The 25,816-nt window shown below is 63.5% G+C and carries 27 protein-coding genes and 2 pseudogenes; 16 read left to right on the forward strand and 13 right to left on the reverse strand.

Annotated elements, in window-relative coordinates; all coding sequences use genetic code 11:
• Nucleotides 1-31: 31 nt before the first annotated feature.
• The 3 genes from ABMD26_RS12250 to sutA all read left to right on the forward strand — a co-directional run bounded on the left by ABMD26_RS12250 (nucleotide 32) and on the right by sutA (nucleotide 2,416).
• Nucleotides 32-1,366 carry an ammonium transporter gene (locus ABMD26_RS12250; RefSeq protein WP_049860330.1) on the forward strand — a complete coding sequence of 445 codons (1,335 nt, stop codon included), beginning with the start codon at nucleotides 32-34 and terminating at the stop codon, nucleotides 1,364-1,366.
• Nucleotides 1,367-1,567: 201 nt separating this feature from the next.
• Nucleotides 1,568-1,993, forward strand: coding sequence for a secondary thiamine-phosphate synthase enzyme YjbQ (locus ABMD26_RS12255; protein ID WP_049860329.1), 426 nt, complete (start codon nucleotides 1,568-1,570; stop codon nucleotides 1,991-1,993).
• A 99-nt stretch (nucleotides 1,994-2,092) separates the two neighbouring features.
• Nucleotides 2,093-2,416: a dormancy-specific transcriptional regulator SutA gene (gene sutA / locus ABMD26_RS12260; protein WP_043192223.1), complete on the forward strand. Its 324-nt coding sequence runs from the start codon at nucleotides 2,093-2,095 to the stop codon at nucleotides 2,414-2,416.
• A 132-nt stretch (nucleotides 2,417-2,548) separates the two neighbouring features.
• Here sutA and ABMD26_RS12265 read toward each other — a convergent pair whose 3' ends face one another.
• Genes ABMD26_RS12265 through lptM form a run of 6 tightly spaced genes read right to left on the reverse strand, consistent with a single transcriptional unit; the run spans nucleotide 2,549 to nucleotide 7,101 of the window.
• Entirely contained in the window at nucleotides 2,549-3,244 is a 696-nt protein-coding gene (locus ABMD26_RS12265; RefSeq protein WP_354309808.1) for an HAD family hydrolase, read from the reverse strand.
• Complete coding sequence (gene xerC, locus ABMD26_RS12270) at nucleotides 3,241-4,137, reverse strand: tyrosine recombinase XerC (protein ID WP_056844768.1); 897 nt, start codon at nucleotides 4,135-4,137, stop codon at nucleotides 3,241-3,243. Before xerC ends, ABMD26_RS12265 begins: the two co-directional genes overlap by 4 nt.
• Before the next feature lies 1 nt (nucleotide 4,138).
• On the reverse strand, nucleotides 4,139-4,846 hold the full coding sequence (locus ABMD26_RS12275) for a DUF484 family protein (RefSeq protein ID WP_134722046.1): 708 nt from the start codon (nucleotides 4,844-4,846) through the stop codon (nucleotides 4,139-4,141).
• A gap of 13 nt (nucleotides 4,847-4,859) precedes the next feature.
• Nucleotides 4,860-5,690 (reverse strand): diaminopimelate epimerase, encoded by an 831-nt coding sequence (dapF, locus tag ABMD26_RS12280; protein ID WP_134722045.1) that lies wholly within the window; start codon nucleotides 5,688-5,690, stop codon nucleotides 4,860-4,862.
• 4 nt (nucleotides 5,691-5,694) lie between these two features.
• The gene (gene lysA, locus ABMD26_RS12285) at nucleotides 5,695-6,942 is read right to left on the reverse strand and encodes a diaminopimelate decarboxylase (RefSeq protein WP_049860324.1); all 1,248 of its coding nucleotides are present in this window, start codon (nucleotides 6,940-6,942) and stop codon (nucleotides 5,695-5,697) included.
• 9 nt (nucleotides 6,943-6,951) lie between these two features.
• Nucleotides 6,952-7,101, reverse strand: coding sequence for an LPS translocon maturation chaperone LptM (lptM, locus tag ABMD26_RS12290; RefSeq protein WP_043192229.1), 150 nt, complete (start codon nucleotides 7,099-7,101; stop codon nucleotides 6,952-6,954).
• A 184-nt stretch (nucleotides 7,102-7,285) separates the two neighbouring features.
• Here lptM and cyaY point away from each other — a divergent pair, with 184 nt between their 5' ends.
• Together cyaY and ABMD26_RS12300 are read left to right on the forward strand one after the other, a co-directional pair.
• Nucleotides 7,286-7,612 (forward strand): iron donor protein CyaY, encoded by a 327-nt coding sequence (gene cyaY / locus ABMD26_RS12295; protein WP_354309812.1) that lies wholly within the window; start codon nucleotides 7,286-7,288, stop codon nucleotides 7,610-7,612.
• Nucleotides 7,613-7,617: 5 nt separating this feature from the next.
• On the forward strand, nucleotides 7,618-7,854 hold the full coding sequence (locus ABMD26_RS12300; protein ID WP_122743121.1) for a DUF1289 domain-containing protein: 237 nt from the start codon (nucleotides 7,618-7,620) through the stop codon (nucleotides 7,852-7,854).
• A gap of 12 nt (nucleotides 7,855-7,866) precedes the next feature.
• Here the strand turns inward: ABMD26_RS12300 and ABMD26_RS12305 are convergent, their stop codons facing one another.
• From ABMD26_RS12305 to argH, 3 genes are all read right to left on the reverse strand, one after another.
• Nucleotides 7,867-8,115: a TIGR02647 family protein gene (locus ABMD26_RS12305; protein ID WP_049860321.1), complete on the reverse strand. Its 249-nt coding sequence runs from the start codon at nucleotides 8,113-8,115 to the stop codon at nucleotides 7,867-7,869.
• A 126-nt stretch (nucleotides 8,116-8,241) separates the two neighbouring features.
• Nucleotides 8,242-8,520 (reverse strand): hypothetical protein, encoded by a 279-nt coding sequence (locus ABMD26_RS12310; protein ID WP_049860320.1) that lies wholly within the window; start codon nucleotides 8,518-8,520, stop codon nucleotides 8,242-8,244.
• Between the two features lie 137 nt (nucleotides 8,521-8,657).
• A complete protein-coding gene (argH, locus tag ABMD26_RS12315; protein WP_354309815.1) occupies nucleotides 8,658-10,052 on the reverse strand; it encodes an argininosuccinate lyase in 1,395 nt (464 codons plus the stop codon).
• A 212-nt stretch (nucleotides 10,053-10,264) separates the two neighbouring features.
• Here argH and ABMD26_RS12320 point away from each other — a divergent pair, with 212 nt between their 5' ends.
• The 7 genes from ABMD26_RS12320 (at nucleotide 10,265) to ABMD26_RS12350 (ending at nucleotide 17,060) form a co-directional block, all read left to right on the forward strand.
• Complete coding sequence (locus tag ABMD26_RS12320) at nucleotides 10,265-11,332, forward strand: sensor histidine kinase (RefSeq protein WP_122742983.1); 1,068 nt, start codon at nucleotides 10,265-10,267, stop codon at nucleotides 11,330-11,332.
• Entirely contained in the window at nucleotides 11,329-12,075 is a 747-nt protein-coding gene (locus ABMD26_RS12325) for a LytR/AlgR family response regulator transcription factor (protein ID WP_049860317.1), read from the forward strand. Before ABMD26_RS12320 ends, ABMD26_RS12325 begins: the two co-directional genes overlap by 4 nt.
• Before the next feature lie 90 nt (nucleotides 12,076-12,165).
• Complete coding sequence (gene hemC, locus ABMD26_RS12330; RefSeq protein ID WP_354309818.1) at nucleotides 12,166-13,107, forward strand: hydroxymethylbilane synthase; 942 nt, start codon at nucleotides 12,166-12,168, stop codon at nucleotides 13,105-13,107.
• Nucleotides 13,104-13,862, forward strand: a complete 759-nt coding sequence (locus ABMD26_RS12335) for a uroporphyrinogen-III synthase (RefSeq protein ID WP_354309820.1) — start codon at nucleotides 13,104-13,106, stop codon at nucleotides 13,860-13,862. Before hemC ends, ABMD26_RS12335 begins: the two co-directional genes overlap by 4 nt.
• Nucleotides 13,863-13,911: 49 nt before the next feature.
• The gene (locus tag ABMD26_RS12340) at nucleotides 13,912-15,048 is read left to right on the forward strand and encodes a uroporphyrinogen-III C-methyltransferase (RefSeq protein WP_354309822.1); all 1,137 of its coding nucleotides are present in this window, start codon (nucleotides 13,912-13,914) and stop codon (nucleotides 15,046-15,048) included.
• On the forward strand, nucleotides 15,045-16,301 hold the full coding sequence (locus ABMD26_RS12345) for a heme biosynthesis HemY N-terminal domain-containing protein (protein ID WP_134722040.1): 1,257 nt from the start codon (nucleotides 15,045-15,047) through the stop codon (nucleotides 16,299-16,301). Before ABMD26_RS12340 ends, ABMD26_RS12345 begins: the two co-directional genes overlap by 4 nt.
• A gap of 285 nt (nucleotides 16,302-16,586) precedes the next feature.
• Nucleotides 16,587-17,060 carry an Rsd/AlgQ family anti-sigma factor gene (locus ABMD26_RS12350; protein ID WP_049860312.1) on the forward strand — a complete coding sequence of 158 codons (474 nt, stop codon included), beginning with the start codon at nucleotides 16,587-16,589 and terminating at the stop codon, nucleotides 17,058-17,060.
• An 18-nt stretch (nucleotides 17,061-17,078) separates the two neighbouring features.
• Here ABMD26_RS12350 and ABMD26_RS12355 read toward each other — a convergent pair whose 3' ends face one another.
• The gene (locus ABMD26_RS12355; RefSeq protein ID WP_502948344.1) at nucleotides 17,079-17,753 is read right to left on the reverse strand and encodes an FKBP-type peptidyl-prolyl cis-trans isomerase; all 675 of its coding nucleotides are present in this window, start codon (nucleotides 17,751-17,753) and stop codon (nucleotides 17,079-17,081) included.
• Nucleotides 17,754-17,904: 151 nt separating this feature from the next.
• Between ABMD26_RS12355 and ABMD26_RS12360 the strand changes: the two are divergent.
• Nucleotides 17,905-18,666: pseudogene (locus ABMD26_RS12360) on the forward strand (AlgP family protein); the annotation flags it as partial.
• Here the strand turns inward: ABMD26_RS12360 and ABMD26_RS12365 are convergent.
• The gene (locus tag ABMD26_RS12365; RefSeq protein ID WP_354309827.1) at nucleotides 18,660-19,160 is read right to left on the reverse strand and encodes a TIGR02444 family protein; all 501 of its coding nucleotides are present in this window, start codon (nucleotides 19,158-19,160) and stop codon (nucleotides 18,660-18,662) included. The pseudogene ABMD26_RS12360 and the gene ABMD26_RS12365 sit on opposite strands and share 7 nt — an antisense overlap.
• A gap of 50 nt (nucleotides 19,161-19,210) precedes the next feature.
• Between ABMD26_RS12365 and ABMD26_RS12370 the strand changes: the two genes are divergently transcribed.
• Both ABMD26_RS12370 and ABMD26_RS12375 read left to right on the forward strand, forming a co-directional pair.
• Nucleotides 19,211-21,121, forward strand: coding sequence for an ATP-binding cassette domain-containing protein (locus ABMD26_RS12370; RefSeq protein WP_192066519.1), 1,911 nt, complete (start codon nucleotides 19,211-19,213; stop codon nucleotides 21,119-21,121).
• A gap of 97 nt (nucleotides 21,122-21,218) precedes the next feature.
• Nucleotides 21,219-21,852: pseudogene (locus tag ABMD26_RS12375) on the forward strand (LysE family transporter).
• 7 nt (nucleotides 21,853-21,859) lie between these two features.
• On the opposite strand, the gene elbB reads toward ABMD26_RS12375, so the two are convergent.
• Together elbB and ABMD26_RS12385 are read right to left on the reverse strand one after the other, a co-directional pair.
• Complete coding sequence (gene elbB, locus ABMD26_RS12380) at nucleotides 21,860-22,519, reverse strand: isoprenoid biosynthesis glyoxalase ElbB (protein WP_354309829.1); 660 nt, start codon at nucleotides 22,517-22,519, stop codon at nucleotides 21,860-21,862.
• A gap of 76 nt (nucleotides 22,520-22,595) precedes the next feature.
• Complete coding sequence (locus tag ABMD26_RS12385) at nucleotides 22,596-23,210, reverse strand: DedA family protein (protein WP_049860303.1); 615 nt, start codon at nucleotides 23,208-23,210, stop codon at nucleotides 22,596-22,598.
• Nucleotides 23,211-23,480: 270 nt separating this feature from the next.
• Between ABMD26_RS12385 and ppk1 the strand changes: the two genes are divergently transcribed.
• On the forward strand, nucleotides 23,481-25,706 hold the full coding sequence (ppk1, locus tag ABMD26_RS12390; protein ID WP_049860302.1) for a polyphosphate kinase 1: 2,226 nt from the start codon (nucleotides 23,481-23,483) through the stop codon (nucleotides 25,704-25,706).
• Nucleotides 25,707-25,816: the final 110 nt, after the last annotated feature.

A 25,816-nucleotide genomic window follows, 5' to 3' on the forward strand; every position in this document is an offset into this window, starting at 1 on the left:
GACACAACCCAACGCCCCAGGAGTAAACAATATGACTCTGCGTCAATTCGCAGGGCTAGGAGCCCTGTTGTCCCTCGCAATGCCTGGCCTTGCCTTGGCGGACGAGGCGGCAGCCCCCGTTCTCAACTCCGGCGATACCGCCTGGATGTTGACCTCGACCGCCCTCGTGCTGTTCATGACCATTCCTGGCCTGGCGTTGTTCTACGGCGGCATGGTGCGCTCCAAGAACGTGCTCTCGGTGATGATGCAGTGTTTTGCCATCACCGGCCTGATCAGCATTCTGTGGATGGTCTACGGCTACAGCCTGGCCTTCGACACGACCGGCATGGAACAAGGCGTCGTCAACTTCAATTCCTTCGTCGGCGGCCTGTCCAAGGCGTTCCTCAGCGGCGTCACCCCAAGCAGCATCACCGGCCCTGCGGCGCTGTTCCCCGAAGCGGTGTTCATCACCTTCCAGATGACCTTCGCCATCATCACCCCGGCGCTGATCGTCGGTGCCTTCGCCGAGCGCATGAAGTTCTCCGCGATGCTGATCTTCATGGCCATCTGGTTCACCCTGGTCTATGCACCGATCGCGCACATGGTCTGGTCCGGCAACGGCGGCCTGATGTGGGATTGGGGCGTGCTGGACTTCGCCGGCGGCACCGTGGTGCACATCAACGCCGGTGTGGCGGGTCTGGTTGCCTGCATCGTGCTGGGCAAGCGCAAGGGCTACCCAACCACGCCGATGGCGCCGCATAACCTGGGCTACACCCTGATCGGCGCAGCCATGCTGTGGGTCGGCTGGTTTGGCTTCAACGCCGGTTCCGCCGCTGCCGCCAACGGCACCGCCGGCATGGCGATGCTGGTGACCCAGATCGCAACCGCCGCCGCTGCACTGGGCTGGATGTTCGCCGAGTGGCTGACCCACGGCAAGCCAAGCGCGCTGGGCATCGCTTCGGGCGTGGTCGCTGGCCTGGTTGCCATCACCCCGGCTGCCGGCACCGTCGGCCCGATGGGCGCCCTGGTGATCGGCCTGGCGGCAGGTGTCATCTGCTTCCTCTGCGCCACCACGCTCAAGCGCAAGATGGGCTACGACGACTCCCTGGATGCCTTCGGTGTACACGGTATCGGTGGCATCGTCGGCGCCATCCTGACCGGTGTGTTCGCCGCTCCCGCACTGGGTGGTTTCGGCACCGTCGAAGACATCGGCGCGCAGGTCTGGATCCAGCTCAAGGGTGTCGGTTTCACCGTGGTCTACACCGCGATCGTGACCTACGTCATCCTCAAGGTTCTGGATGCGGTGATGGGTCTGCGAGTCAACGAGGAAGAAGAGGCCGTGGGCCTTGACCTCGCGCAACACAACGAGCGCGGCTACAACTTGTAACCGTTCGGAAAAAAATGCCCGGCTTGCCGGGCATTTTTTTGCCTGCGATTTGTCATCTGCTTCAGTCCCTGCGGGTTTACCGCCGGGGCGGCCCTTTGCCGTAGCGATCGAGGACGGCGGCTCACTGCAAAACAGTCACGAACAGGCTCTTTGCTTTTTCCCAGAGCGCGCTAGAATGCGCCCCGAACGGACGAGAACGGTATGTGGCAGCAGACCCTCATCACCTTGCGAGCCAGGCCTCGCGGGTTTCATCTGGTGACTGACGAGTTGCTTGCACAACTGCCGCGCCTGCGCGAATGCCGCACAGGCCTGCTGCACTTGTGGCTGCAACACACCTCGGCATCGTTGACCGTCAACGAAAACGCCGATCCGGCCGTTCGCCGGGACTTCGAGCGCTTCTTCAACCGTCTGGTGCCACAGGGCTCGGACGGTTTCGAACACAACGACGAAGGCCCCGATGACCTGCCTGCGCACTTCAAGGCCAGCTTGCTGGGCTGCCAGGTGACCGTTCCGGTTACCTCGGGAAGGCTGGCGACAGGTACCTGGCAAGGTATTTATTTGGGCGAGCATCGCGATCATGGCGGCGCGCGTCGGGTCCTTGCCACGCTGTATGGCGAGGACGCTTGACCGCTGGTTATCAGTGGATGTGAATTTTTTCCGGCAGCCGTCGACATAAGGTAAAGCTGGGCTATAAATAATCTGCTTTCGCAAGTCATGAGGTAGAACATGAGCGACGATGATCTGGAAAACGACGACCTCGAAGTAGGCGAAGAAGACGATACCGAGGAAACCCTCGAAGCCGCTGCCGAAGACGTGGCGGACGACGAAGGTGGCGACACGCCCGCACCTGCAGCCAAAGGCAAGGCGAAGGCCGCGGTGTCGGTGGATGAACTGCCGAGTATCGAAGCCAAGAATAAAGAGCGCGATGCGCTGGCGCGGGCGATGGAAGAATTTCTTTCGCGCGGCGGCAAGGTGCAGGAAGTCGAGCCCAATGTGGTGGCCGATCCACCCAAGAAGCCCGACAACAAGTACGGCAGCCGTCCTATCTGACGGTCTGCTGCGCTTGGCGCGCTGACGAAAAAGCCCGCGGTCGCTGCGGGCTTTTTTGTGGGTGTGAGGTGGGCAGTTTGGGCCTCTTCGCGGGCAGAGGGCTCGCCGCCCGCCCCACTCCCACAGCGCTGACTAGGCTAGCTGGGTTAGCAGCGCGGGCAGTTCGGCCAGGCTGGCCACTTCGGCGTCGGGTTTGCCTTCGGCGGTCCATGGCTTGCCCTGCGGGTTGTACCAGATGGCTTTCATGCCTGCCTTCTGCGCGCCAGCGATGTCATCGCCCGGATGATCGCCGATGTGCACCGATTCATGAGCGCCTGCGCCGCCCAGGCGCATGGCTTCCAGAAAAGGCCGCGAATCCGGTTTGCCCACACCCAGGTCTTCGGCGCACAGCGCGAAGGTGAAGAAGTCGGCCAGGCCCAGCCGGCGCACATCGGCGTTGCCGTTGGTGACCACGCCCAGGGTGTAGCGCTGACAGAGGATTTCCAGGGTCGGCTGGGCCTCCGGGAAGATCTCCACCTGATGCCGGGCATGCAGGAATACCTCGAAGGCCTTGTCGGCCAACGGCCCGGCTTCGTCTTCCGGGTAGCCGGCCTCCTGCATGGCGTGCAGCAGTACGCGGCGGCGCAGCGCGCTGATGCGATGCTTGAGCGAAGGATCGGCATCGACCAGGCGTTGGCGGATCTTGAACAGGTGTTCCACCGGCACCGGTCCCAGCTTCGGCGCCTGATCGGCGAGCCAATCACGCAGGATGGCCTCGGCGCTGACGATCACCGGGGCCGTGTCCCACAGGGTGTCGTCGAGGTCGAAGGTGATCAGCTTGATGCTCATGAGTCGCCGCCTTTGCGTTTGGCCCGTGGATGGGCACTGTCATAGACACTGGCCAGGTGCTGAAAGTCCAGGTGGGTATAGATCTGCGTGGTGGCGATGTCGGCGTGGCCGAGCATTTCCTGCACGGCGCGCAGGTCCTGGGATGACTCCAGCAAGTGGCTGGCGAACGAGTGGCGCAACATGTGCGGATGCAGGTTCTGCCCCAGCTCGCGCTCGCCGGCGGCCTTGACCCGCACCTGGATGGCGCGCGGTCCGAGACGTCGGCCCTGTTGGCTGACGAACACCGCGTCGTCGATCGGATTACTCATCGGGCGCATGGACAGCCACTGCTCCAGGGCTGCGCGCGCTTTGCGCCCGACGGGCAGCACGCGGGTCTTGCTGCCCTTGCCGTGCACCTGCACTAGCCCATCGGCGAGGTCGAGCTGGCCCAGGTCGAGGCTGGTCAGCTCTGACAACCGCAGGCCCGAGGAATAGAACAGTTCAAGAATGGCCTGATCGCGGTGAGCCAGGAAATCATCTTCCACCGCTCCTTCGAGCAGCTGCAGGGCCCGATCGGTGTCCAGCGTCTTGGGCAGGCGCCGTTCGCCTTTGGGCGGGGCCAGGCCATTGGCCGGGTCGTGGCTGCAGAGGCCTTCGCGATTGAGATAGCGGTACAGACCGCGCACCGCCGAAAGCAGGCGCGCCAGACTGCGTGACGACTGTCCCTGCTGATGCTGGCGCGCGATCAGGCGCCGCAACTGCTGGATGTCCAATGCCTGCCAACTGGCCAGGCCTTCCTTCTCGCAGAACTCGACGACTTTCGTCAGGTCACGCCGATAGGCATCCAGGGTATGCACCGACACCTGGCGCTCACTGCGCAGGTGCGTGCAGTAGGCGTCCAGCTGTTCACGCACTTCAGCGCACCGAGCGCAAGGCGCCGGTGTAACGCGGCAATACCCGGCTGAGCACTTCGCCGATGTGGCTGAGGAACAGCGTGCCCACCGAGCTTTTGTAATGCGCAGGGTCGCGGCTGCCGATGGCCAGCACGCCGTGCAGGCCCTGGTGCAACAATGGCACCAGCGCGGTCGAGCCGACCTGCGAGGCCTGATCGCTGCCGAACAGGAACGCCAGTTCGTGTTCGCGCAAGGCGCCACTGAGCGACTTGCCCTCCGACAACAGGCCGCCGATGGCTTGCTGGGCTTCGCCGCTGGTCACGCTGCGACCCACTGGCGCAGGGATGTCGTTGAACAGGATGAGGCTGACGAACGGCACCTGGAAGTCTTCGCGCAGGCTGTCCTCGACGCTGATCACCAACTCATCCAGGGACGCGGCATCGAGCATGGCCAGAATCAGTCGTCGAGTCTTCTCGAACAGGCGGTCATTGTCGCGGGCGACTTCCATCAGGTGCGAAAGGCGCTGGCGCATCTCGCCGTTGCGCTCGCGCAGCAGAGTCATCTGCCGCTCCACCAGCGACACCGTGTCACCGCGTTGGTGGGGCAGGCGCAGTTGGGTCAGCAGTTCTTCATGCTGCTCGAAGAAGGCCGGGTTGGCGGCGAGAAACTCGGCCACGGCCGAAGCCTCCAGGAGCTCCGCAGGCGCGGGTACTTGAGGCTGATCGGTCATTGGCTGTACTCGCTCATAAACGCACTTGTCCTTCGAAGACCCGCACCGCAGGGCCGGTCATGATCACCGAATGGCCTGGCCCGGCCCATTCGATGGACAGGCGCCCGCCCGGCAGATCGAGCAGCAGCGGGGAGTCCATCCAGCCCTGGCTGATGGCCGCGACTGCGGCGGCGCACGCGCCGGTACCACAGGCCTGGGTTTCACCGGCGCCACGCTCCCAGACACGGAGCTGGGCGCGGGTACGATCGACGACGTGCAGAAAGCCCACGTTCACCCGTGCCGGAAAGCGCGGATGATGTTCGATCTTCGGCCCCAGCGTGTGCACCGGTGCGTTGTTGATGTCGTCCACGCGCAGCACCGCATGGGGGTTGCCCATGGACAGTGCCGCGATATCGACGCTCTGGCCATCGACCGACAGCGCATAGCTGTGCGCCTGGACGTCAGCCTGGAACGGGATATCGGCCGGCAGCATGCGCGGCGGGCCCATGTCGACACTGATCTGGCCATCGCTGCGAACGTCCAGGGTGATGATGCCGCCCTTGGTTTCCACGCGGATGGTCTTCTTGGCCGTCAGGCGCTTGTCCAGCACGAAGCGGGCGAAGCAGCGCGCGCCGTTGCCGCACTGTTCCACTTCGGAGCCGTCGGAATTGAAGATGCGGTAGCGGAAGTCGACGTCCGGATTGCTCGGTGCTTCGACCAGCAGCAGTTGATCGAAGCCGATGCCGGTATGGCGATCGCCCCATTGCTTGGCATGCTTGGGCAGGATGTGGGCATGCTGGCTGACCAGGTCCAGCACCATGAAGTCGTTGCCCAGGCCATGCATCTTGGTAAAACGCAGTAGCATGGGATTACTCCGGCAACAGGCTTTCGCCGGCGAAAAGCTCAGCCACGGTTTCGCGGCGGCGGACTTCGAACGCCTGGTCGCCATCGACCAGCACCTCGGCACAACGGCCGCGCGTGTTGTAGTTCGAGCTCATGACGAAACCGTACGCGCCGGCCGAATGCACCGCCAGCAGGTCGCCTTCGGCCAGCACCAGTTCACGGTCCTTGGCGAGGAAGTCACCGGTTTCGCAGATCGGACCGACGATGTCGTAGGCGCGCGCCTGACCTTCACGCGGCTTGACCGGAGTGACGTTCATCCACGCCTGGTACAGGGCCGGACGGATCAGGTCGTTCATGGCCGCATCGACGATGGCGAAATCCTTGTGCTCGGTGTGCTTGAGGTATTCGATCTGGGTCAACAGCACCCCGGCATTGGCCACGATGAAACGTCCCGGCTCGAACACCAGCGTCAGCTCGCGGCCGTCCAGGCGCTCGCGCACGGCCTTGATGTAGTCGGCCACCAGCGGCGGCTGTTCTTCGCTGTAGCGCACGCCCAGGCCACCGCCCAGGTCGATATGGCGCAGGTAGATGCCGCAATCGCCCAGGCGATCGACCAGATCGAGCAGACGGTCCAGCGCGTCGAGAAACGGCGCCAGGGTGGTCAGCTGCGAGCCGATGTGGCAGTCCACGCCCACCACGTCGAGGTTGGGCAGTTGCGCGGCACGCACATAGACGTCTTCGGCTGCCGCGATGTCGATGCCGAACTTGTTCTCTTTCAGACCGGTGGAAATGTACGGGTGGGTGCCCGCGTCGACATCCGGATTGACCCGCAGCGACACCGGAGCCCGCACGCCCAGTTCGGCGGCCACTTCCTGCAGGCGCTCCAGTTCGTCGGTGGATTCGACGTTGAAGCAATGCACGCCCACTTCCAGGGCGCGGCGCATGTCGGCGCGGGTCTTGCCGACGCCGGAAAACACCACGCGATCGGCGCGCCCGCCAGCGGCGAGCACGCGCTCAAGCTCTCCACCCGAGACGATGTCGAAACCGGCGCCCAGACGCGCCAGGACATTGAGCACGGCCAGGTTCGAGTTGGCCTTCACGGCGAAGCAGACCAGCGAGGAGGTGCCCTGCAGGGCATCGGCGTAGGCGTTGTACTGCGCCTCGATGTGGGCGCGCGAGTAGACGTAGGTCGGCGTGCCGAAGCGCTGGGCCACGGCAGACAGCGCTACGCCTTCGGCGAACAGTTCACCGTCGCGGCGTTGAAAAGCGTCCATGGTGTTCCCTTAGTAATGCTTGTGCGGTTGCGACGACTTGGCTTGGTCTTCGGGGGATTTGCTGTCATCGGGCAAGTACAGCGGGCCCTTCTGACCGCAGGCGGACACCAGGCAGGCAACGGCGACGAGCGCGGCCAGGGAAGAGATCAGGCGCTTCATGGCGAAATCCTTTGTATAAGCAGTAATTGCGCCCGAGTATACCCAGCGCCCGGCATGGTGGCTATGCAGGTGGGCTGCCGGTAGTGCCATCGATCCAGACGGGTGCATTATGCTTTGCATAAACCGCTGGCTGCTCGTATCTTGCCGCCCGTAGCGCGCACAGACACTTTCCGAGGTTCCTGCAATGAGTTTGACCGAAGCCCGTTTCCACGACCTGGTCGATGCCACCCAGCAGGCGCTGGAGGAGTTGCTCGAAGGCCACGCCGACGACATCGAGATTTCCGCCGGCATGATGACCATCAAGTTCGACAACGGCAGCCAGCTGATCATCAGCCGCCAGGAGCCGCTGCGCCAGCTGTGGCTCGCCGCACGCTCCGGTGGCTATCACTTCGACTACGACGAAGAGTCGGGCAAGTGGAGCTGCGAGAAATCCGAGGAGTTGCTGGGCGAAGTGTTGGCCCGGGCCACCAAGGAACAGGCCGGCGTCGAGCTGGACTTCGAAGAGATCTGATGCCTGTGAGCCAGCCTGCACGCGCCCCCAAGCCGCTCTACAGCAATGTCAGCCCCTCGGTACAGTCGCCCTGCGTGAGCTTGTGCCGACTGGACGAAGAGCGGGTCTGTCAGGGTTGTTTCCGCCACGTCGAGGACATCAGGGCCTGGCGCTCGGCCGATGACGACACTCGGCGCGAAATCATCGCGGCTGCCGAGCAGCGCCGGTTGCAGGCGCTGTCGGCGCCTGCGGACGATCGATAAAGCCTCTGCCGCTCAGGCAGGTTCGGCCACCGTCAGGATGGTCAGCAACGACTGCGCGTGCTCGGCCGCTTCATGGCCCAGGCTGGTCAGGTAGCCGCCGTCAGGCTTGGTGATCAGTTCCTTGTCATGCAGGCGAGTGGCGGCTGCGATGGCCGCGGGCGACGCGGTGTGGTGGATTTTCAGACCTTCCATGGTGTTGCCGAGGTTGAACAGGGCAAGGATTTCCAGCTCGGCAACCAGTTCCGGGGTGTAGGACGACATAGGCGCTCCCGACTTTCTTATGGAATGAACGACAGCGCCGAATGGCGCTGTGCGCTGTACCCCTGATGCGGTGGCAACGGGGTTTTTCCAGTGTAGTCAGCCCTGGGCGAACGCGCCTGTGCAGCGTCAGACTTTTTCCGGTGGCAGCTCGGGCAGGGCGCGCAGTGCGGCTTCGTACCAGGCGGTGTCGAAGGGCCGGTCCTGCTCCAGGATGGCGTCGATCTCGATCGCCAACACATGAGCCATCATGTTGAGGATGTCCTCGCGCTCGTAACCGACCAGCGTCAGCTTGTTGAACGTGGCCTTGGCAGCCGGCGGGTTGTCGCTTTCGATCTGGTTCTCGATGGCCTGGGTGAGGGTGGCCTCGGCGAACGCTTCGTCTTCGTCTATCAGGTTGTCGCTCATGGCATGTTCTCGATGGGGGTCAATGTCGGGTTCTGTGGGGCGCCCTTCGCGGGCAGAGACCCGCTCCCACAGGATGTTCAACACCTACTGTGGGAGCGGGTCTCTGCCCGCGAAGAGGCCGGACCTGCCAGGCACACTTAGCGAGCCGCCAGCAATTCCCGGCCACGAGCCACGGCTGCACGTACCTGAGCCGGCGCGGTGCCGCCGATGTGATCGCGGGCGTTGACCGAGCCTTCCAGGGTCAATACCTCGAACACATCCGCTTCGATCTGGTCGCTGAACTGGCGCAACTCTTCCAGGCTCATTTCCGCCAGGTCCTTGCCGGTGTCCACACCGTGCTTCACCGCATGCCCGACGATCTCGTGGCAATCGCGGAACGGCAGGCCACGGCGCACCAGGTAATCGGCCAGGTCGGTGGCCGTGGAGAAGCCACGCAGCGCGGCTTCGCGCATCATGGCGTGCTTGGGCTTGATTGCCGGGATCATGTCGGCGAAGGCTCGCAGCGAGTCGCGCAATGTGTCGGCGGCGTCGAACAAGGGTTCCTTGTCTTCCTGATTGTCCTTGTTGTAGGCCAGCGGTTGGCCCTTCATCAAGGTCAGCAGGCCCATCAACGAACCGAACACCCGGCCACTCTTGCCACGCACCAGTTCCGGTACGTCGGGGTTCTTCTTCTGCGGCATGATCGAGCTGCCGGTGCAGAAACGGTCGGGCAGGTCGATGAACTGGAACTGCGCGCTGGTCCACAGCACCAGCTCTTCGGAAAACCGCGACAGGTGCATCATCGCGATGCTGGCCGCAGCGCAGAATTCGATGGCGAAATCACGGTCCGAAACGCCGTCCAGCGAGTTGCCACCGACCGCTTCGAAGCCCAGCAACTGACAGGTCAGCTCGCGGTCGATGGGGTAGGTGGTGCCGGCCAGCGCGGCGCTGCCCAGGGGCATGCGGTTGGTGCGCTTGCGGCAGTCGACCAGGCGCTCATGGTCGCGGCTGAGCATTTCGAACCAGGCCAGCAGGTGATGCCCGAAGGTCACCGGCTGGGCCGTCTGCAGGTGGGTGAAGCCCGGCATGATGGTGTCGGCTTCGCGCTCGGCCTGCTCCAGCAGGCCTTGCTGCAGGCGGGTGATTTCGTCCAGGATCAGGTCGATTTCGTCACGCAGCCACAGGCGAATGTCGGTGGCGACCTGGTCGTTGCGGCTGCGCCCGGTGTGCAGTTTCTTGCCGGTCACGCCGATGCGATCGGTCAGGCGCGCCTCGATGTTCATGTGCACGTCTTCGAGGTCCACGCGCCAGTCGAACTGGCCGGCCTCGATTTCCTGCTCGATGGTGCGCAGGCCGTCGACGATGGTGTCGCGCTCCGCATCAGTGAGCACGCCGACCTTGGCCAGCATGGTGGCGTGGGCGATCGAGCCCATGATGTCATGGCGGTAGAGGCGCTGGTCGAAGTCGACCGATGCGGTGAAGCGGGCGACGAAGGCGTCGACGGGTTCACTGAAGCGGCCGCCCCAGGACTGGTTGGTCTTGTCAGTGCTCATGAATAGGCTCGTGCAAGGCGTGAACGGGAAATTGCCGCGATAATAACAAATGCGGCCTGGGTCTGTTGGCGGCATAGTGCAGATGTCTATTGTCTGCGTTGATCTCTTCGCGGCCGCTGACCGCTCCTACACGTGATCTGCGCGGATTCCTGTGGGAGCGGTGAGCGGCCGCGAACAGGCTTGATACCTTAGCCAGAGCCAGGAATCCCCCCATGTTCAGCAAGCCGTCGAACCCTCCCGAGCCGGACTTTTTCCTGCCCGAGCTCTGCCTGCCCCAGGCACTGCTGATGCTGATCGTACTGGCGCAGTTGCTGGTTTTCGTGCTGGTGCTGGCCGAGCCCATGAATCCGGGCTTCAACTGGGTGCGCTTGGCACTGACGTCGTTGTTCGTGCAGTGGATCGTCCTGCTCTCGGCGGGCCTGCTCTGTACCCTGCGCCCCTGGCTGGCGCGGCTGCGCCCGGGCATGGCAGGTGGCCTGTGCTGCGCGTTGGTGGTGGGGCTGACCCTGACAGGCACAGCGGTGATCGACTACTTTCAATTGGGCGGGCTCGACACGCCGACCGTGGAGGTCAACCGATACCTGCGCCATGCCCTCATCGGGCTGATCATGTCGGCACTGCTGCTGCGTTACTTCTACTTGCAGAGCCAGTGGCGGCGCCAGCAGCAGGCTGAACTGCAGTCGCGCATCCAGGCCTTGCAGGCGCGCATTCGTCCGCACTTCCTGTTCAACAGCCTGAACAGCATCGCCAGCCTGGTGGTCAGCGATCCGGTGAAGGCCGAGCAGGCGGTGCTCAACCTGTCCGACCTGTTCCGCGCCAGTCTCGCCCAGCCCAACAGCCTGGTCATGTGGCGGGACGAAGTTGAATTGGCCAAACGTTATTTATCGATTGAGCAATATCGTCTCGGCGAGCGTCTACAGTTGCACTGGAGGATCGAAACAATCCCGGATGATCTGCCGATCCCTCAACTAACCTTGCAACCATTGTTGGAAAATGCGCTGGTGCATGGCATCGCCCCATTGATCTCGGGCGGGGTGGTCAGCGTGGAGGCCGACTATAAAGGGGGAGAGTTCATATTGACCATCAGCAATCCCTACCAGGAGGCCGCCGCAGGGCACGCGTCAGGCGGAACCCAGCAGGCACTGGCAAACATTGGCGCTCGACTTGCGGCACTTTTCGGTCCGCGCGCAAGTCTTAGCGTGAATCGCCGTGACGGTCGTCACTTCACTTGTCTACGTTATCCATGTGCGAGACTCACGCAGGAATCCAGCGCTATATGAATGTCCTGATCGTTGATGACGAACCCCTTGCCCGCGAGCGCCTGAGCCGATTGGTTGGCGAGCTCGAGGGTTATCATGTGCTCGAACCCGGTGCCAGCAATGGTGAAGAAGCCCTGAGCATGATCGAGGCGCAGAAGCCCGATGTGGTCTTGCTCGACATTCGCATGCCTGGCCTGGATGGGCTGCAAGTCGCCGCCAAGCTGTGCGAGCGCGACACGCCTCCAGCGGTGGTGTTCTGCACCGCCCATGACGAGTTCGCCCTGGACGCATTCCAGGTCAGCGCTGTGGGTTATCTGGTCAAGCCGGTGCGCTCCGAACATCTGCTCGAAGCGCTGAAAAAGGCCGAAAAGCCCAACCGTGTGCAGCTGGCTGCACTGACTCGTCCTGCTGCCGAGGCCGGTACCGGTCCGCGCAGCCACATCAGTGCGCGAACCCGTAAAGGCATCGAGCTGATTCCGCTGGACCAGGTGATCTACTTCATCGCCGACCACAAGTACGTGACCCTGCGCCACGAGGGCGGCGAAGTGCTGCTCGACGAGCCGCTCAAGGCACTGGAAGACGAGTTCGGCGATCGTTTCGTGCGCATTCACCGCAACGCCCTGGTGGCCCGCGAGCGCATCGAGCGTCTGCAGCGCACACCGTTGGGCCACTTTCAGCTCTACCTGAAAGGTCTCAACGGCGATGCGCTGATCGTCAGCCGCCGCCATGTCGCCGGCGTGCGCAAGATGATGCAGCACCTCTAGGGCTCCAGTGGCCGGCCCAGTCTGGCTGACTGGGCGCGGCCTGCCGCACAGCTGGTATCATCGTCCGCTAATCTTCATACGGATCGATTCATGCCCATTCGCGAAATCCGCATCGCCACCCGTAAAAGCGCCCTTGCCCTGTGGCAGGCCGAGTACGTCAAGGCTCGACTGGAGCAGGCCCATCCCGGTCTTCAGGTCAACCTGGTCCCGATGGTCAGTCGCGGCGACAAGCTGCTCGATTCGCCCTTGTCGAAGATCGGCGGCAAGGGACTGTTCGTCAAGGAACTGGAAACCGCCTTGCTCGAAGGCACGGCAGACATCGCCGTGCATTCGATGAAAGACGTGCCAATGGACTTTCCCGAAGGGCTGGGTCTGTACTGTATCTGCGAACGTGAAGACCCCCGCGATGCCTTCGTTTCCAACGCCTGGGACAGCCTGGAAGCGTTGCCGCCCGGCAGTATCGTCGGCACCTCCAGCCTGCGTCGTCAGACCCAACTGCTGGCGCGCCGCCCCGACTTGCAGATCCGCTTCCTGCGGGGCAACGTCAACACCCGGTTGGCCAAACTCGATGCCGGTGAATACGATGCCATCATCCTTGCCGCAGCCGGCCTGATCCGTCTGGGCTTCGAAGACCGCATCACCACCAACATCAGCGTCGAGGACAGTCTGCCTGCGGGCGGTCAGGGCGCGGTCGGTATCGAATGCAGGACGGGCGACAGCGAGATCCACGCGCTGCTGGGGCCGTTGCATCATCGCGATACCGAGTTCCGCGTCAGCGCCGAACGCGCCCTGAACAAGCACCTCAACGGTGGCTGCCAGGTGCCCATCGCCTGCTATGCGGTGCTCGAAGGCGAACAGATCTGGCTTCGCGGCCTGGTGGGTGATCCGGCCGGGCAGCGCTTGCTACATGCCCAGGCACGGGCACCACTGGCCGATGCGCAACAACTGGGCGTACAGGTGGCCGAGGCGTTGCTGGAGCAGGGCGCCGACGACATCCTGCGTGCGGTGTACGGCGAGGCAGGTCATCCTTGAGCCATTGGCGAGTGTTGCTGACACGGCCCACCGACGAGTGCGCGCAGCAAACTCAGGCGCTGCGCGAGGAGGGTGTGTTCGCAGCAAGCTTGCCGCTCCTGGCAATCGAGCCTCTGCCATCGAGCGATAGCCAGCGGCAACTTCTGGCCAGCCTCGATCAATACGACGCGGTGATCGTCGTCAGCAAGCCCGCCGCCCGCCTGGCGCTGGAACGAGCGCCCACCAGCCTCGGCCAGACTGTCTGGTTCAGCGTCGGCGCTGGCACGGCGGCCATTCTCCAAGACCGCGGGCTGCACGTGACGTATCCTGAAACAGGAGACGATAGCGAAGCCCTGCTGAATCTGGCCCAATTGCGCACCGCTTTGAGCGGTCCCCATCCACGGGTGCTGATCATTCGTGGCGAGGGTGGACGCGAGGCGCTGGCCGAACACTTGCGCGACCAAGGCGCAGCGGTGGAGTATCTGGAACTGTATCGACGCAGCATTCCGGTCTACCCGCCGGGTACGCTGGCGACCCGTATCGCATCGGAACGCTTGAACGCCGTGGTGGTCAGCAGTGGGCAGGGTTTTCAACACTTGCACCAGTTGGCAGGTGAGCAGTGGCTGGCGATCCGCGCCCTGCCACTGTTTGTGCCCAGCCCGCGAGTGGCGGCGCTGGCGCGTGACGCCGGCGCTTTGAATGTTGTGGATTGCCGAGGTGCCAGCACTTCGGCGTTGCTGGCGGCGCTGCACACGCAGACCGCACCCAGATCGTAAGGCGCGACCGCCAGCCAGGCGAGCGCGCCCCTATGCAAAGGATGGACACGTGAGCGAAACAGCCTTGCCCAAAGACGAGACGCAGAGCGCCCCGAAGGCGCCTTTCGAACAGCCAGCCGCCGTGCCGCCTCAGCGCTCGGCCAATGGCAATGGCTTGGCGATCATCGCGCTGCTGCTGGCCGCCGCGGGCCTCGCTGCCGCAGGTTGGGGCGTGTGGCAGGTGCGCACGCTCACGGCCGGTCATCAGCAGCAGTCGCGAGTGATCGAAGGGCTCGCCACGCAGACGCTGACCCTGGAGCACAACGAACGGCAACTCAGCGCCGACCTGGCGCAGTTGCCCGATGCCAACGAACTGGAAGATCGCCGCCGTCTGGTCGCGCAGTTGCAGGGCGATCAGCAGCGCTTGAGCCAGCGCCTGGAAACCGTGCTGGGTGCCAGCCGCAAGGACTGGCGCCTGGCCGAGGCCGAGCATCTGCTGCGCCTGGCCAGCCTGCGTCTGTCTGCGCTGCAGGATGTCACCAGCGCGAAGGCCCTGGTGCAGGGCGCCGACGAAATCCTGCGCGAGCAGGACGACCCGCAAGCCTTCGCCGCCCGCGAACAGTTGACCCGCAGCCTGGCCTCGCTGCAAGGCACGACCCAGCCCGACCGCACCGGCTTGTTCCTGCAGTTGAGCGCACTGCGTGAGCAGGCAACGCAGTTGACGGCCCTGGCCCCGGAATTCCAAGCCGCCGCCGACGCCGCGCAAGGCACTTCGCCTGAAGGCGAGACCCGCTGGCGTCAGTGGTGGAACAAGATTTCCGGGTTCTTCCGCGTCGACTTCAACCCCGATGACAGCATCCGTCCGTTGCTGGCCGGGCAAAGCCTGAACCAGGTTCGCCTGGCCCTGAGCCTTGCACTGGAACAGGCGCAATGGGCCGCGCTCAACGGTCAGGGCAAGGTCTATACGCAAGCGCTGGATGACGCACGCAGCATTCTGATCGCAGGGTTCAACCGCGAAAACGGCCACACCCAAGCCATGATCGAACAGCTGACCGCACTCAAGAGCCAGCCGGTGTCGGTCACCACACCTGATCTGGATGCCAGCCTCAATGCCATCCAGGCCTACCTGCAGCGCCGTCACACACCGGTCGAAGGCCTGCAGAAATCGACCGAAGTCACGCCAGGCGCTACGGAGAGCCAGCCATGAAACGGTTCTACGTGATCCTGTTTCTGGTGATCGCCGCCATGGTCGGGCTAGGCCTGGCCGTGGCCAAGCACCCAGGCTATGTGCTGATCGACTACCCCCATGTGATGCGCTACGAATCCGGCCTGTGGACCACGTTGCTGGCCTTGCTGGTTCTGGCGTTGCTGGTATTCATCGTCTATCTGCTGATCAGCGTGGTGGTTACCTCCGGCCGCGTGGTCAATCCATGGTCGGGCCGTAACCGCAATCGCCGTGTTCAGGCTGCCATCGAAAAGGGCCAGTTGGACCTGGCCGAAGGACGCTGGGCCAGCGCTCAGAAGCACCTGCAGCACGCCGCCGAACATGAACGCCAGCCCCTACTGTATTACTTGGGCGCAGCCCGCGCAGCCAACGAACTGGGCCGCTACGAAGACAGCGACAGCCTGCTCGAACAAGCCCTGGCACGTCAGCCACAAGCCGAATTGGCGATTGCCTTGAGCCATGCCCAACTGCAGAGCGATCGCGGTGACAGCGACGGCTCATTGCAAACCCTGCAGGCCATGCACGAGCGTCATCCGCGCAACGTGCAGGTGTTGCGTCAACTGCAACGCGTGCATCAGCAGCGTGGAGACTGGGCAGCCGTCGTCAAGCTGCTGCCACAATTGCGCAAGGACAAGGCGTTACCAGCGGCCGAACTGGCCGAACTGGAGCGACGTGCCTGGGGCGAGAACCTCAGTGTGGCCGCGCACGTATCGGCGCCGGATCAGGGTCAGGGCGAAGCGGGCCTGGCTGCACTCGAGCGCGCATGGCAGGCACTGAGTTCGGCACAGCGTCAGGAGCCTGCCTTGGTCCTCGCCTATGCAGAGCAACTGCGGCAGGTAGGCGCGCAAACCCAGGCCGAAGAAGTCCTGCGTACGGCGCAGAAGCGTCAGTACGACACGCACCTGGCTCGCCTTTACGGCCTGGTCATCGGCAACGATCCGGCGCGCCAGTTGCAGACCGCCGAAGGTTGGCTCAAGCAACACACCGATGACGCCGGGCTGTTGCTGACACTCGGCCGCCTCTGCCTGCAGAACCGCCTGTGGGGCAAGGCACGCGATTACCTGGAAAGCAGCCTGCGCCTGCAGCGCAGCCCGGAAACCTGTGCGGAGCTGGCGCGCCTGCTGGCCCAGCTCGGCGATACCGAGCGCAGCAACCTGCTGTTCCAGGAAGGTCTCGGGCTGCTCGACGAGCGCCTGTTGGCCGCGCCGCTGCCGACCACGGTTCGCCCGCTCTAAAGCACTTTCAGGCCTAAGTGCTCAGGGTGATGCGCCCCTGTTCCGCGACATGTTCGTGAAACAGGGGCGAGGCCCGCAAATCCGGCATTCGTTACGGTATTGCCACGATTAAACACTTGTATGAACTTTATCCGATGCGTACCTTGATGCCACTGGCGCACGGGCATAATCTCCCCCTGCACGTACATCGACATTCGCCATCACAGACGGCGAATCGGTCCGAGCCCTGCTTCCTGTGATACAGGAGTGCGACGCCGGGCATGACCCACAAGGGAAGCACTCATCATGTTGGAAAGCTGCAAGAATGCCCAGGAACGCTGGGGCGGAGTTCACCTGCTGATCGATCGCTGGCTGCAGGAACGCAACGAGCTGATCAAGGCTTTCGACGCACTGGGCGACACACCTCAGGCGCTGGTCGAGGATCGCAAAAGGCTTCAGGATTTCTGCGGTTTGCTGGTCGACTACACCTCCGCAGGCCATTTCGAGATCTATGAGCAACTGACCGACGAAGCCAAGGCATTCAACGACAAGCGTGGTCTGGAGCTGGCCGATACGATCTGGCCACGCATCGACGAGATCACCCAGAAAGCCCTCGACTTCAACGACTACTGCGACAAGGGCGACTGCTCCGATGCCGCCGTCATCCTGGAAAAGCTCAAGGAACTGGGAGGCTTGTTGCACGAGCGCTTCGAGCTCGAGGATTGCCTGATCGAAGTGCTGCACAACGCCCACAAGGAGGAATCCGTCGCTCAGGCGTGATTCGTCCCAGGTACGGCCCTATGGGGCCGTGGCCAACAGTTGGATATCAAAGGTGAGTGGCGTATAGGGGGGGATCAGATCTCCTGCGCCTTCCGCACCATAGGCGTGGGCCGAGGCAATCACCACGCGCCATTTCGCACCCGTAGGCATCTGTTGCAGTGCCGTACGCCAGCCTTCGATGACGCTGTTCAAGCGAAACCACTGCGGCTGGTTGCTTTGGTCGAACACGCTGCCGTCAGGCAACCTCCCCACGTATTGAACCTGCACGCGCCCATCGGCTGTGGCAGCGCTGCCTGCCCCAGGTTCGAGTACGGTTGCCAGCACCCCGTCCGAGATCTCCCGCACACCAGCCTTGGCCCGCTCGCCGGCCATGAAGCGACGCTCGGCCGCCTGCGCCTTTTCCGTATCCGCGCCGGTGTCAGCCTTGTCCGCCTGCGCCTGGTATCGAGCCAGCAGCTGGCCCATGCGCTCATCGCTCAAGGCCAGCGGCTCCTGTCGGTAGGCTTGCTGCAAGCCCTTGACCAAGGCGTCCAGTTGAAGGCCGGGGGCGTCCTGGCGCAGGCGTTCGCCCAAGCTGGCACCCACACTGTAGGCCAGATCGTGGCCATCATCCGGTGTACCCTGCGCAGCCTGCGCGTGCGACCACACCAGCGACAACGGCACCAAGGACAACGACAGCAGCAGGCGAGACAGCATTGGGTTCTCCAGAACAAGACAGACCGAGCATCGAGCGATTATGCCACCGAGTGCGCAACGGGCGCTGGCAGACATGGTCAACATGTTCTGGCGGCTCTACGGTCTCAGGTCTAGTATGAGCCTCAACCCATCGGCCCGGAGGTAACCCATGTCGGCTAACAAGAAGCCTGTAAACACCCCGCTGCATTTGCTGCAACAGCTGTCCGGCAGTTTGCTCGAGCACCTTGAAAGTGCGTGTTCCCAAGCCTTGGCCGATGCTGAAAAACTGCTCGCCAAGCTCGAGAAGCAACGTGGCAAGGCTCAGGAAAAACTGCACAAGTCGCGCACCAAAGTGCAGGACGCCGCGGCCGCTGGCAAGAAAAAGAAACAGGCCAAGGCGCATGATTCGGTAAGCGAACTCGAGGAGCTGCTCGACGATCTCAAGGAACGCCAGGCCGAAACCCGCGCCTACATCGTCGAGCTCAAGCGCGATGCCCAGGAGAGCCTGAAGCTCGCAGCCGGCGTGGGCCGTGTCCGCGAAGCGGCCAGCAAGGCCATCGAAACCCGTTCGACCAAGCCCAAGGTGACCACGGCATCCGTCACCCAGCCTGCCAGCTCGGCCGCCAAGCCTGCTGCTCGTACCCCAGCCAAAACCAGTCCGACAGCTTCGACCGCGCGTGCCGCAGCCAAGCCGGCAGCGAGCAAGACCACCCGAGCCGCTGCCGCCGCCACTGCAAGCAAACCGGCTGTTTCGCGCAGCACCACGCGCAAGGCTCTTGCCGCGCCAGGCGCAGCGGTCAAGCCCGAGGCGAAGGCACCTGCCAAGCCTGCCGCCCGGCCTGCAAGGAAGCCTGCCGCCGCCAAGTCGCTGGCGGCAGCCGTTCATACGAGCGCGACCGAGTCGGATACCCAAGGCGTGGCTGGTCAGCCAGACAAAGGTGGCGCGTCGTCCAGCGAGGCCTGAGTCTCGCGGGCTGCCACGCTCAGTGTCCGCAATGCGTCGCTGACGCCTGCAGCCGGCGCCGGTAGCAGGGCGGGCAGCCAGGTCATGTTGGACTGTTCCGCGGCAAGGAGCCACGGAGCGGCTTGGCGGTGCAGGCGCTGCAGCAACTGGTGCTCGGCATTGAGTTCCAGCGCCTTGATCGATTCACGCAGCGGCATCAGCTCGGGATCATGCATGGCCTTTGCGCGCCACTGCTGGCGAAGGTCGCGCAGAGGCCGCACGACCTCATCGTGCCAGGGCGTGGCGATCGCCTGCAGCAGCATGACGCGCTCATGCGAACAGGCCACGCCTCTGGCACCCAGCCAGGCGCCGCACAGCAGCAGGCACACATTGGCGCCTTCTGCCTGCAACTGCAGGCAGGCGGCCTCGATGCCCGGTCGGGCATAGAGCTTCAAGGCAAACTCCCACAATTCATCGTGCATCGTGCTACTCGCGCCAGTGGGCAAGGAAGCTGGTAGACTTCGCCGCCATTATGATCCGACTTCAGAACCTCACTTTACAGCGTGGCCCGCAGCGTCTGCTAGAAGACGCCGAGCTGACGCTGCACGCCGGTCAGAAAGCCGGTCTCATCGGTGCCAACGGTGCCGGCAAATCCAGCCTGTTCGCCCTGTTGCGCGGCGAGCTTGCGCCCGACTCGGGCGATTGCTACCTGCCCGCCGACTGGCGCATCGCCCACATGCGCCAGGAAGTCGATACCCTCGAACGCATTGCGGTCGACTACGTGCTCGACGGCGATGTACGTCTGCGCGAAGTGCAGCATGCCCTGGCCGACGCCGAAGCCCGGCAGGATGGCGCCGCCCAGGCCCGTCTGCATGCCGAACTCGACAGCGCCGATGGCTATACCGCCGACGCCCGCGCCCGCAAGCTGCTGGCCGGGCTGGGCTTCAGCAACGAGCAGATGGATCGTCAGGTCGGGGATTTTTCCGGCGGCTGGCGGATGCGTCTGAGCCTGGCGCAGGCCTTGATGTGTCCCTCCGACCTGCTGCTGCTCGATGAGCCGACCAACCACCTGGACCTCGACGCCATCCTGTGGCTCGAAGACTGGCTGAAAGGCTATCCCGGCACCTTGCTGCTGATCTCCCACGACCGCGACTTCCTCGACGAAGTGGTCGATCACGTAGCGCACGTCGAACAACAGAAGCTGACCCTGTATCGCGGCGGCTACAGCGCCTTCGAACGCGCTCGCGCCGAACGCCTGGCGCAGCAGCAGCAAGCCTACGAGAAGCAGCAGGCGCAGCGGGCGCACATGGAGAAGTACATCGCCCGCTTCAAGGCCCAGGCGACCAAGGCGCGCCAGGCTCAGAGCCGGATCAAGGCCCTGGAGCGCATGGAGGAGCTGTCGGCGGCGCACGTCGACTCACCCTTCGATTTCGTCTTCCGCGAGTCGGTGAAGATTTCCAGCCCGTTGCTCGACCTCTCCGAGGGTCGCCTCGGCTACGGCGACAAGGCTGTGCTGGAGAAGGTCAAGCTGCAATTGGCGCCCGGTGCGCGCATTGGTTTGCTGGGCCCCAACGGCGCCGGCAAGTCGACCCTGATCAAGAACCTCGCCGGTGAGCTGACGCCCATCGGCGGGCGTCTGGTGCGTGGCGAGAATCTGGTCGTGGGCTATTTCGCCCAGCACCAACTGGACTCTCTGGACAGCAAGGCCAGCCCGCTGCTGCATCTGCAACGCCTGGCGCCTACCGAGCGGGAGCAGGTGCTGCGCGATTTCCTCGGTGGTTTCGATTTCCGCGGTGCGCGTATCGACGAGCCGGTGCTGAATTTCTCCGGCGGTGAAAAAGCTCGCCTGGCGCTGGCCTTGATCGCCTGGGAGCGGCCCAACCTGTTGCTGCTCGACGAACCGACCAACCACCTGGACCTGGAGATGCGCCTGGCCCTGACCATGGCCCTGCAGGAATTCAGTGGCGCGGTGCTGGTGGTGTCCCACGATAGGCATCTGCTCAAGAGCACCACGGACGACTTCCTGCTGGTGGCCGACGGCAAGGTCGAGACGTTTGATGGCGATCTGGACGACTACGCGCGCTGGCTGGTGGATTATCGTCAACGCCATGCCCCGGTCAGCAACACCCCGGTCAATCCCGACAAGACCGACAAGAAAGCCCAGCGCCAGGCTGCCGCTGCCTTGCGTCAGCAGTTGGCCCCGCACAAGCGCCAGGCCGACAAGCTGGAGCGCGATCTGGGTGAGGTGCACGAGAAGCTGGCGAAGATAGAAGCCGCCTTGTCTGACAGCGCCCTCTACGAGGCCGCGCGCAAGGATGAATTGCGCGACCAGCTTGCCCAGCAGGCCAGACTCAAGGTCCGCGAGGGTGAGTTGGAGGAGCAGTGGATGGAAGCGCTGGAGCTGCTCGAAGACATGCAGGCACAACTCGAAGCACTGGGCTGACACTGCGGCGCGATGCCGGGCCGCCGTCACAGGCCCATAGCCAAATTCGCTGCGCCGCTTTACCTTAGGCTGTCCCTATTCGAGCGTCGAGGTCCGTATGTTGCTGGAAACCTGGTTGGCCTTTTTTGCTGCGTGCTGGATCATCAGCCTTTCACCGGGTGCCGGGGCCATCGCGTCAATGTCCAGCGGCCTGCAGCACGGTTTCCTGCGCGGCTACTGGAATGCGATTGGCCTGCAGCTGGGGCTGCTCCTGCAGATCGCGATCATCGCCGCGGGCGTCGGAGCCGTGCTGGCGGCGTCCGCCACGGCGTTCCAGGCCATCAAGTGGTTTGGTGTGCTGTATCTGCTCTATCTGGCCGTCAAGCAGTGGCGTGCATTGCCTGCCGACATCAGCGAAGAGACCGAGCAAAAGCCGACAGGCAAAGCGTCCAGTCTGGTTCTTGCGAGGCTTTCTGGTGAACGTCGGCAATCCCAAGGCGCTGGTGTTCATGCTTGCCGTGCTGCCACAGTTCATCAATCCGCACGCGCCGCTGCTGGTTCAATACCTGACCATTGCAGCGACCATGATCACCGTGGACCTGATCGTCATGGCCGGCTACACCGGGCTTGCGGCAAAGGTGCTGCGTCTGCTGCGCACACCGCGTCAGCAGCGACGCATGAACCGTACCTTTGCCGGCTTGTTCGTGGCCGCTGCCACGTTGCTCGCGACCCTGCGCCGGGTGCCGGCTTGAGGGGCTGTCAGGCCTGAGTGAGTTCGATCACCCGATCTACCAGCTTGTTGATCCCGGCAGCGGCCTCACTGATGGTCTTGGCGCTCATGTAGGCAGGCGTGCTGACCAGTTTGCGCGCGGTGTCCTCGACGATCTCGGTCACTTCGCACTCCTGGTGAGTGCCGCCCATCTTCTCGATGGCCTGCGCCGTGTCGGCATCGGTGCCGATGGTGCAGATCACGCCGGGTCCGTAGATCTTGGCGGCCAGAGCCGGCGAGATGCAGATCAGGCCGACCGGCTTGCGTGCTTCGGCGAAGGCCTCGGCCAGTGCCTGCACCTGCAGATTCACCGAGCAGGCGGCGCCGTCGGTGGCGAAGGAAGACAGGTTCTTTGCCGCGCCGAAGCCGCCGGGGACGATCAAGGCATCGAAGTCGTCAGCGTTGGCCAGGGCGATGTCCTTCACCTCGCCACGGGCGATCCGTGCCGATTCCACCAGCACGTTGCGTGATTCGGGCATTTCCTCGCCACTGAGGTGGTTGATCACGTGCTTCTGGGCAACGTCGGGGGCGAAGCACTGCACTTCGCAGCCGCGTTGGTTCAGGCGCAGCAGAGTGATTACGCTTTCCTGGATTTCGCTGCCGTCATAGACGCCACAGCCGGAAAGGATCACCGCGATTTTCTTGGTCATGTCGAACTCCGATTCTGTCCGCTGTTTCAGTAGCATGGATCCCGATCGGCGTCGCGTGTTCAGTTCGAGTCGGCGATCAGGGCTGTTCGTCGCTGGGCGCAGGCGTGACCGCAGGGGGTTGCAGGCGAGCCTGGCGGGCGATGCGGGCCGCTTTGATGCGGCGGCGTATCCACAGCAAGGCGCCGATCAGTACCAGCGCACCCAGCACCCACAGCTCGTATTTCTTCACGTTGCCCAGCATGTGTTCCAGGAACGAGCCGAAATGATAGGCCGCCAATCCCAGTGCGGTGGCCCACACCGCCGCGCCAATGCCATTGAGCAGCAAATAGCGTCGCGGGGGATAGCCCGACAGGCCGATGGCCACCGGCATGACGGTGCGCAGACCATAGACGAAGCGGAAGCTCAGGACCCAGATGTCCGGATGCCGGCGGATATGCTCCAGCGCGCGGTCACCCAGCAACTGCCAGCGAGGTTTGCGCGCCAACAGCTTGCGGCCATGCTTGCGGCCCATGAAATACCAGAGCTGGTCGCCTGCGTAGCTGCCGAAGAAGGCCACCACCACAACCATGTTGATATCCATGTAGCCACGGAACGCCAGGAATCCGGCCAGGACCAGAATGGTCTCGCCTTCGAAGAACGTACCGAGGAACAGGGCGAAGTAGCCAAAATCGTTCAGGAATTGTTGGAGCATTTTATCGATGCTGGCGAAGTGAATGCGCAGCCTAACCCTTCATGGGCATACATGAAAGTGTCCAAATGTGTCTTGTCGTGAACAATGCTTGTCAACCTGAGATCGTAGACAGCATGTGTATGCGGCCAGGCCTGTCATGCGAACGTCATAATCGATGCTTATAACTGTCGCGCCCCCCTTCCAAGCGTGCAGGCGCCAATGGCATCCTGACGCATTACGCGATCCGTGCCGCTCAATTGCAGAGGGCAGTTACGCCCCCGGGAACGCCAGATGAACAACGAAGCCCAGACGCAAGTCGCTCTCACTCAAGACCAGCCGGTGGTCGAAACCCCGGTAGAAGCGCCGTTGGTCATAGAAGCCATCGTCGAACCCGCGCACCCGAGCGAGGCCCTCGCGCCGGCGCCGCACATCGTCGTGCCGGGGCTGGACGACAGCAGCCTGTACATCCACCGCGAGCTGTCGCAGTTGCAGTTCAACATCCGCGTGCTGGAGCAGGCACTGGATGAATCCTATCCGTTGCTCGAGCGGCTCAAGTTTCTGCTGATCTTCTCCAGCAACCTCGACGAGTTCTTCGAGATCCGCGTGGCGGGCCTGAAGAAGCAGATCACCTTCGCCCGTGAACAGGCCGGGGCCGATGGTCTGCAGCCTCATCAGGCGCTGGCGCGAATCAGCGAACTGGTGCATGGGCACGTCGATCGCCAGTACGCGATCCTCAACGACATCCTGTTGCCGGAGCTGGAGAAGCACCAGGTTCGCTTCATTCGCCGTCGGCACTGGACGACCAAGCTCAAGACCTGGGTGCGTCGTTATTTCCGTGACGAAATCGCCCCGATCATCACGCCGATCGGGCTGGACCCCACACACCCGTTCCCGCTGCTGGTGAACAAGAGCCTGAACTTCATCGTCGAGCTCGAAGGCATCGACGCCTTCGGCCGTGACTCGGGCCTGGCGATCATACCGGCGCCGCGCTTGTTGCCACGGGTAATCAAGGTGCCCGAGGACGTCGGTGGGCCAGGCGACAATTTCGTCTTTCTGTCCTCGATGATCCATGCCCACGCCGATGACCTGTTCCAGGGCATGAAGGTGAAGGGCTGCTACCAGTTCCGCCTGACCCGCAACGCCGACCTGTCCGTGGACACCGAAGACGTCGAAGACCTGGCGCGTGCCCTGCGCGGCGAGCTGTTCTCGCGGCGCTACGGTGATGCGGTGCGCCTGGAAGTGGCCGACACCTGTCCCAAGCATCTGTCGGACTACCTGCTCAAGCAGTTCAACCTGTCCGAGACCGAGCTCTATCAGGTCAACGGGCCGGTCAACCTGACGCGTCTGTTCAGCATCACCGGTCTGGACAGCCACCCAGAACTGCAATACCTGCCGTTCACGCCGCAGATCCCAAAACTGCTGCAGAACAGCGAGAACATCTTCAGTGTGGTCAGCAAGCAGGACATCCTCCTGCTGCACCCTTTCGAGTCGTTCACGCCGGTGGTCGATCTGCTGCGCCAGGCCGCCAAGGATCCCCATGTGCTGGCCGTGCGGCAGACGCTGTATCGCAGCGGTGCCAACTCCGAGATCGTCGATGCGCTGGTGGATGCCGCGCGCAACGGCAAGGAAGTGACCGCAGTCGTCGAATTGCGCGCGCGCTTCGACGAAGAATCCAACCTGCAGCTGGCCAGCCGCCTGCAGGCTGCCGGCGCGGTGGTCATCTATGGCGTGGTGGGGTTCAAGACCCACGCCAAGATGATGCTCATCCTGCGCCGCGAAGGCGGTGAGATCGTGCGTTATGCGCATCTGGGTACCGGCAACTACCACGCCGGCAACGCCAAGCTGTACACCGACTACAGCCTGCTGACCTCGGACGATGCGCTGTGCGAAGACGTCGGCAAACTGTTCAGTCAGTTGATCGGCATGGGCAAGACGCTGCGCATGAAAAAGCTGCTGCATGCACCCTTCACGCTGAAGAAGGGCATGCTCGACATGATCGCGCGCGAAACTCAGTACGCGCTTGATGGCAAGCCGGCGCACATCATCGCCAAGTTCAACTCGCTGACCGATCCGAAGATCATCCGCGCGCTGTACAAGGCCAGCCAGTCCGGCGTGCGCATCGATCTGGTGGTGCGCGGCATGTGCTGCCTGCGGCCGGGGATTCCCGGGGTGTCGCACAATATCCATGTGCGCTCGATCATCGGGCGCTTCCTGGAGCACACGCGGGTGTTCTACTTCCTCAACGGTGGCGAGGAGCAGATGTTCCTGTCCAGCGCCGACTGGATGGAGCGCAACCTCGACAAGCGTGTGGAGACCTGTTTCCCGGTCGAAGGCAAGAAGCTGATCATGCGGGTCAAGAAGGAGCTGGAGAGCTACCTGACCGACAACACCCATTCCTGGATCCTGCAGGCCGACGGGCGCTACGTGCGCAACACCCCGACCGGCAACCAGAATGCCCGCAGCGCGCAGGACACCCTGCTGGAGCGGCTGAGCAACCCGATCCTGCCAGTGCGCTAGCAGACATCACGATCGGCGGCGCCCCCTTCGCGGGCAGAGACCCGCTCCCACAGGGATCGCATTCCAATGTGGGAGCGGGTCTCTGCCCGCGAAAGGGCCTGCGCGGTCTT

Source organism: Pseudomonas sp. PvP001, assembly GCF_040546375.1.
Taxonomy (GTDB): Bacteria; Pseudomonadota; Gammaproteobacteria; order Pseudomonadales; family Pseudomonadaceae; genus Aquipseudomonas; species Aquipseudomonas coleopterorum.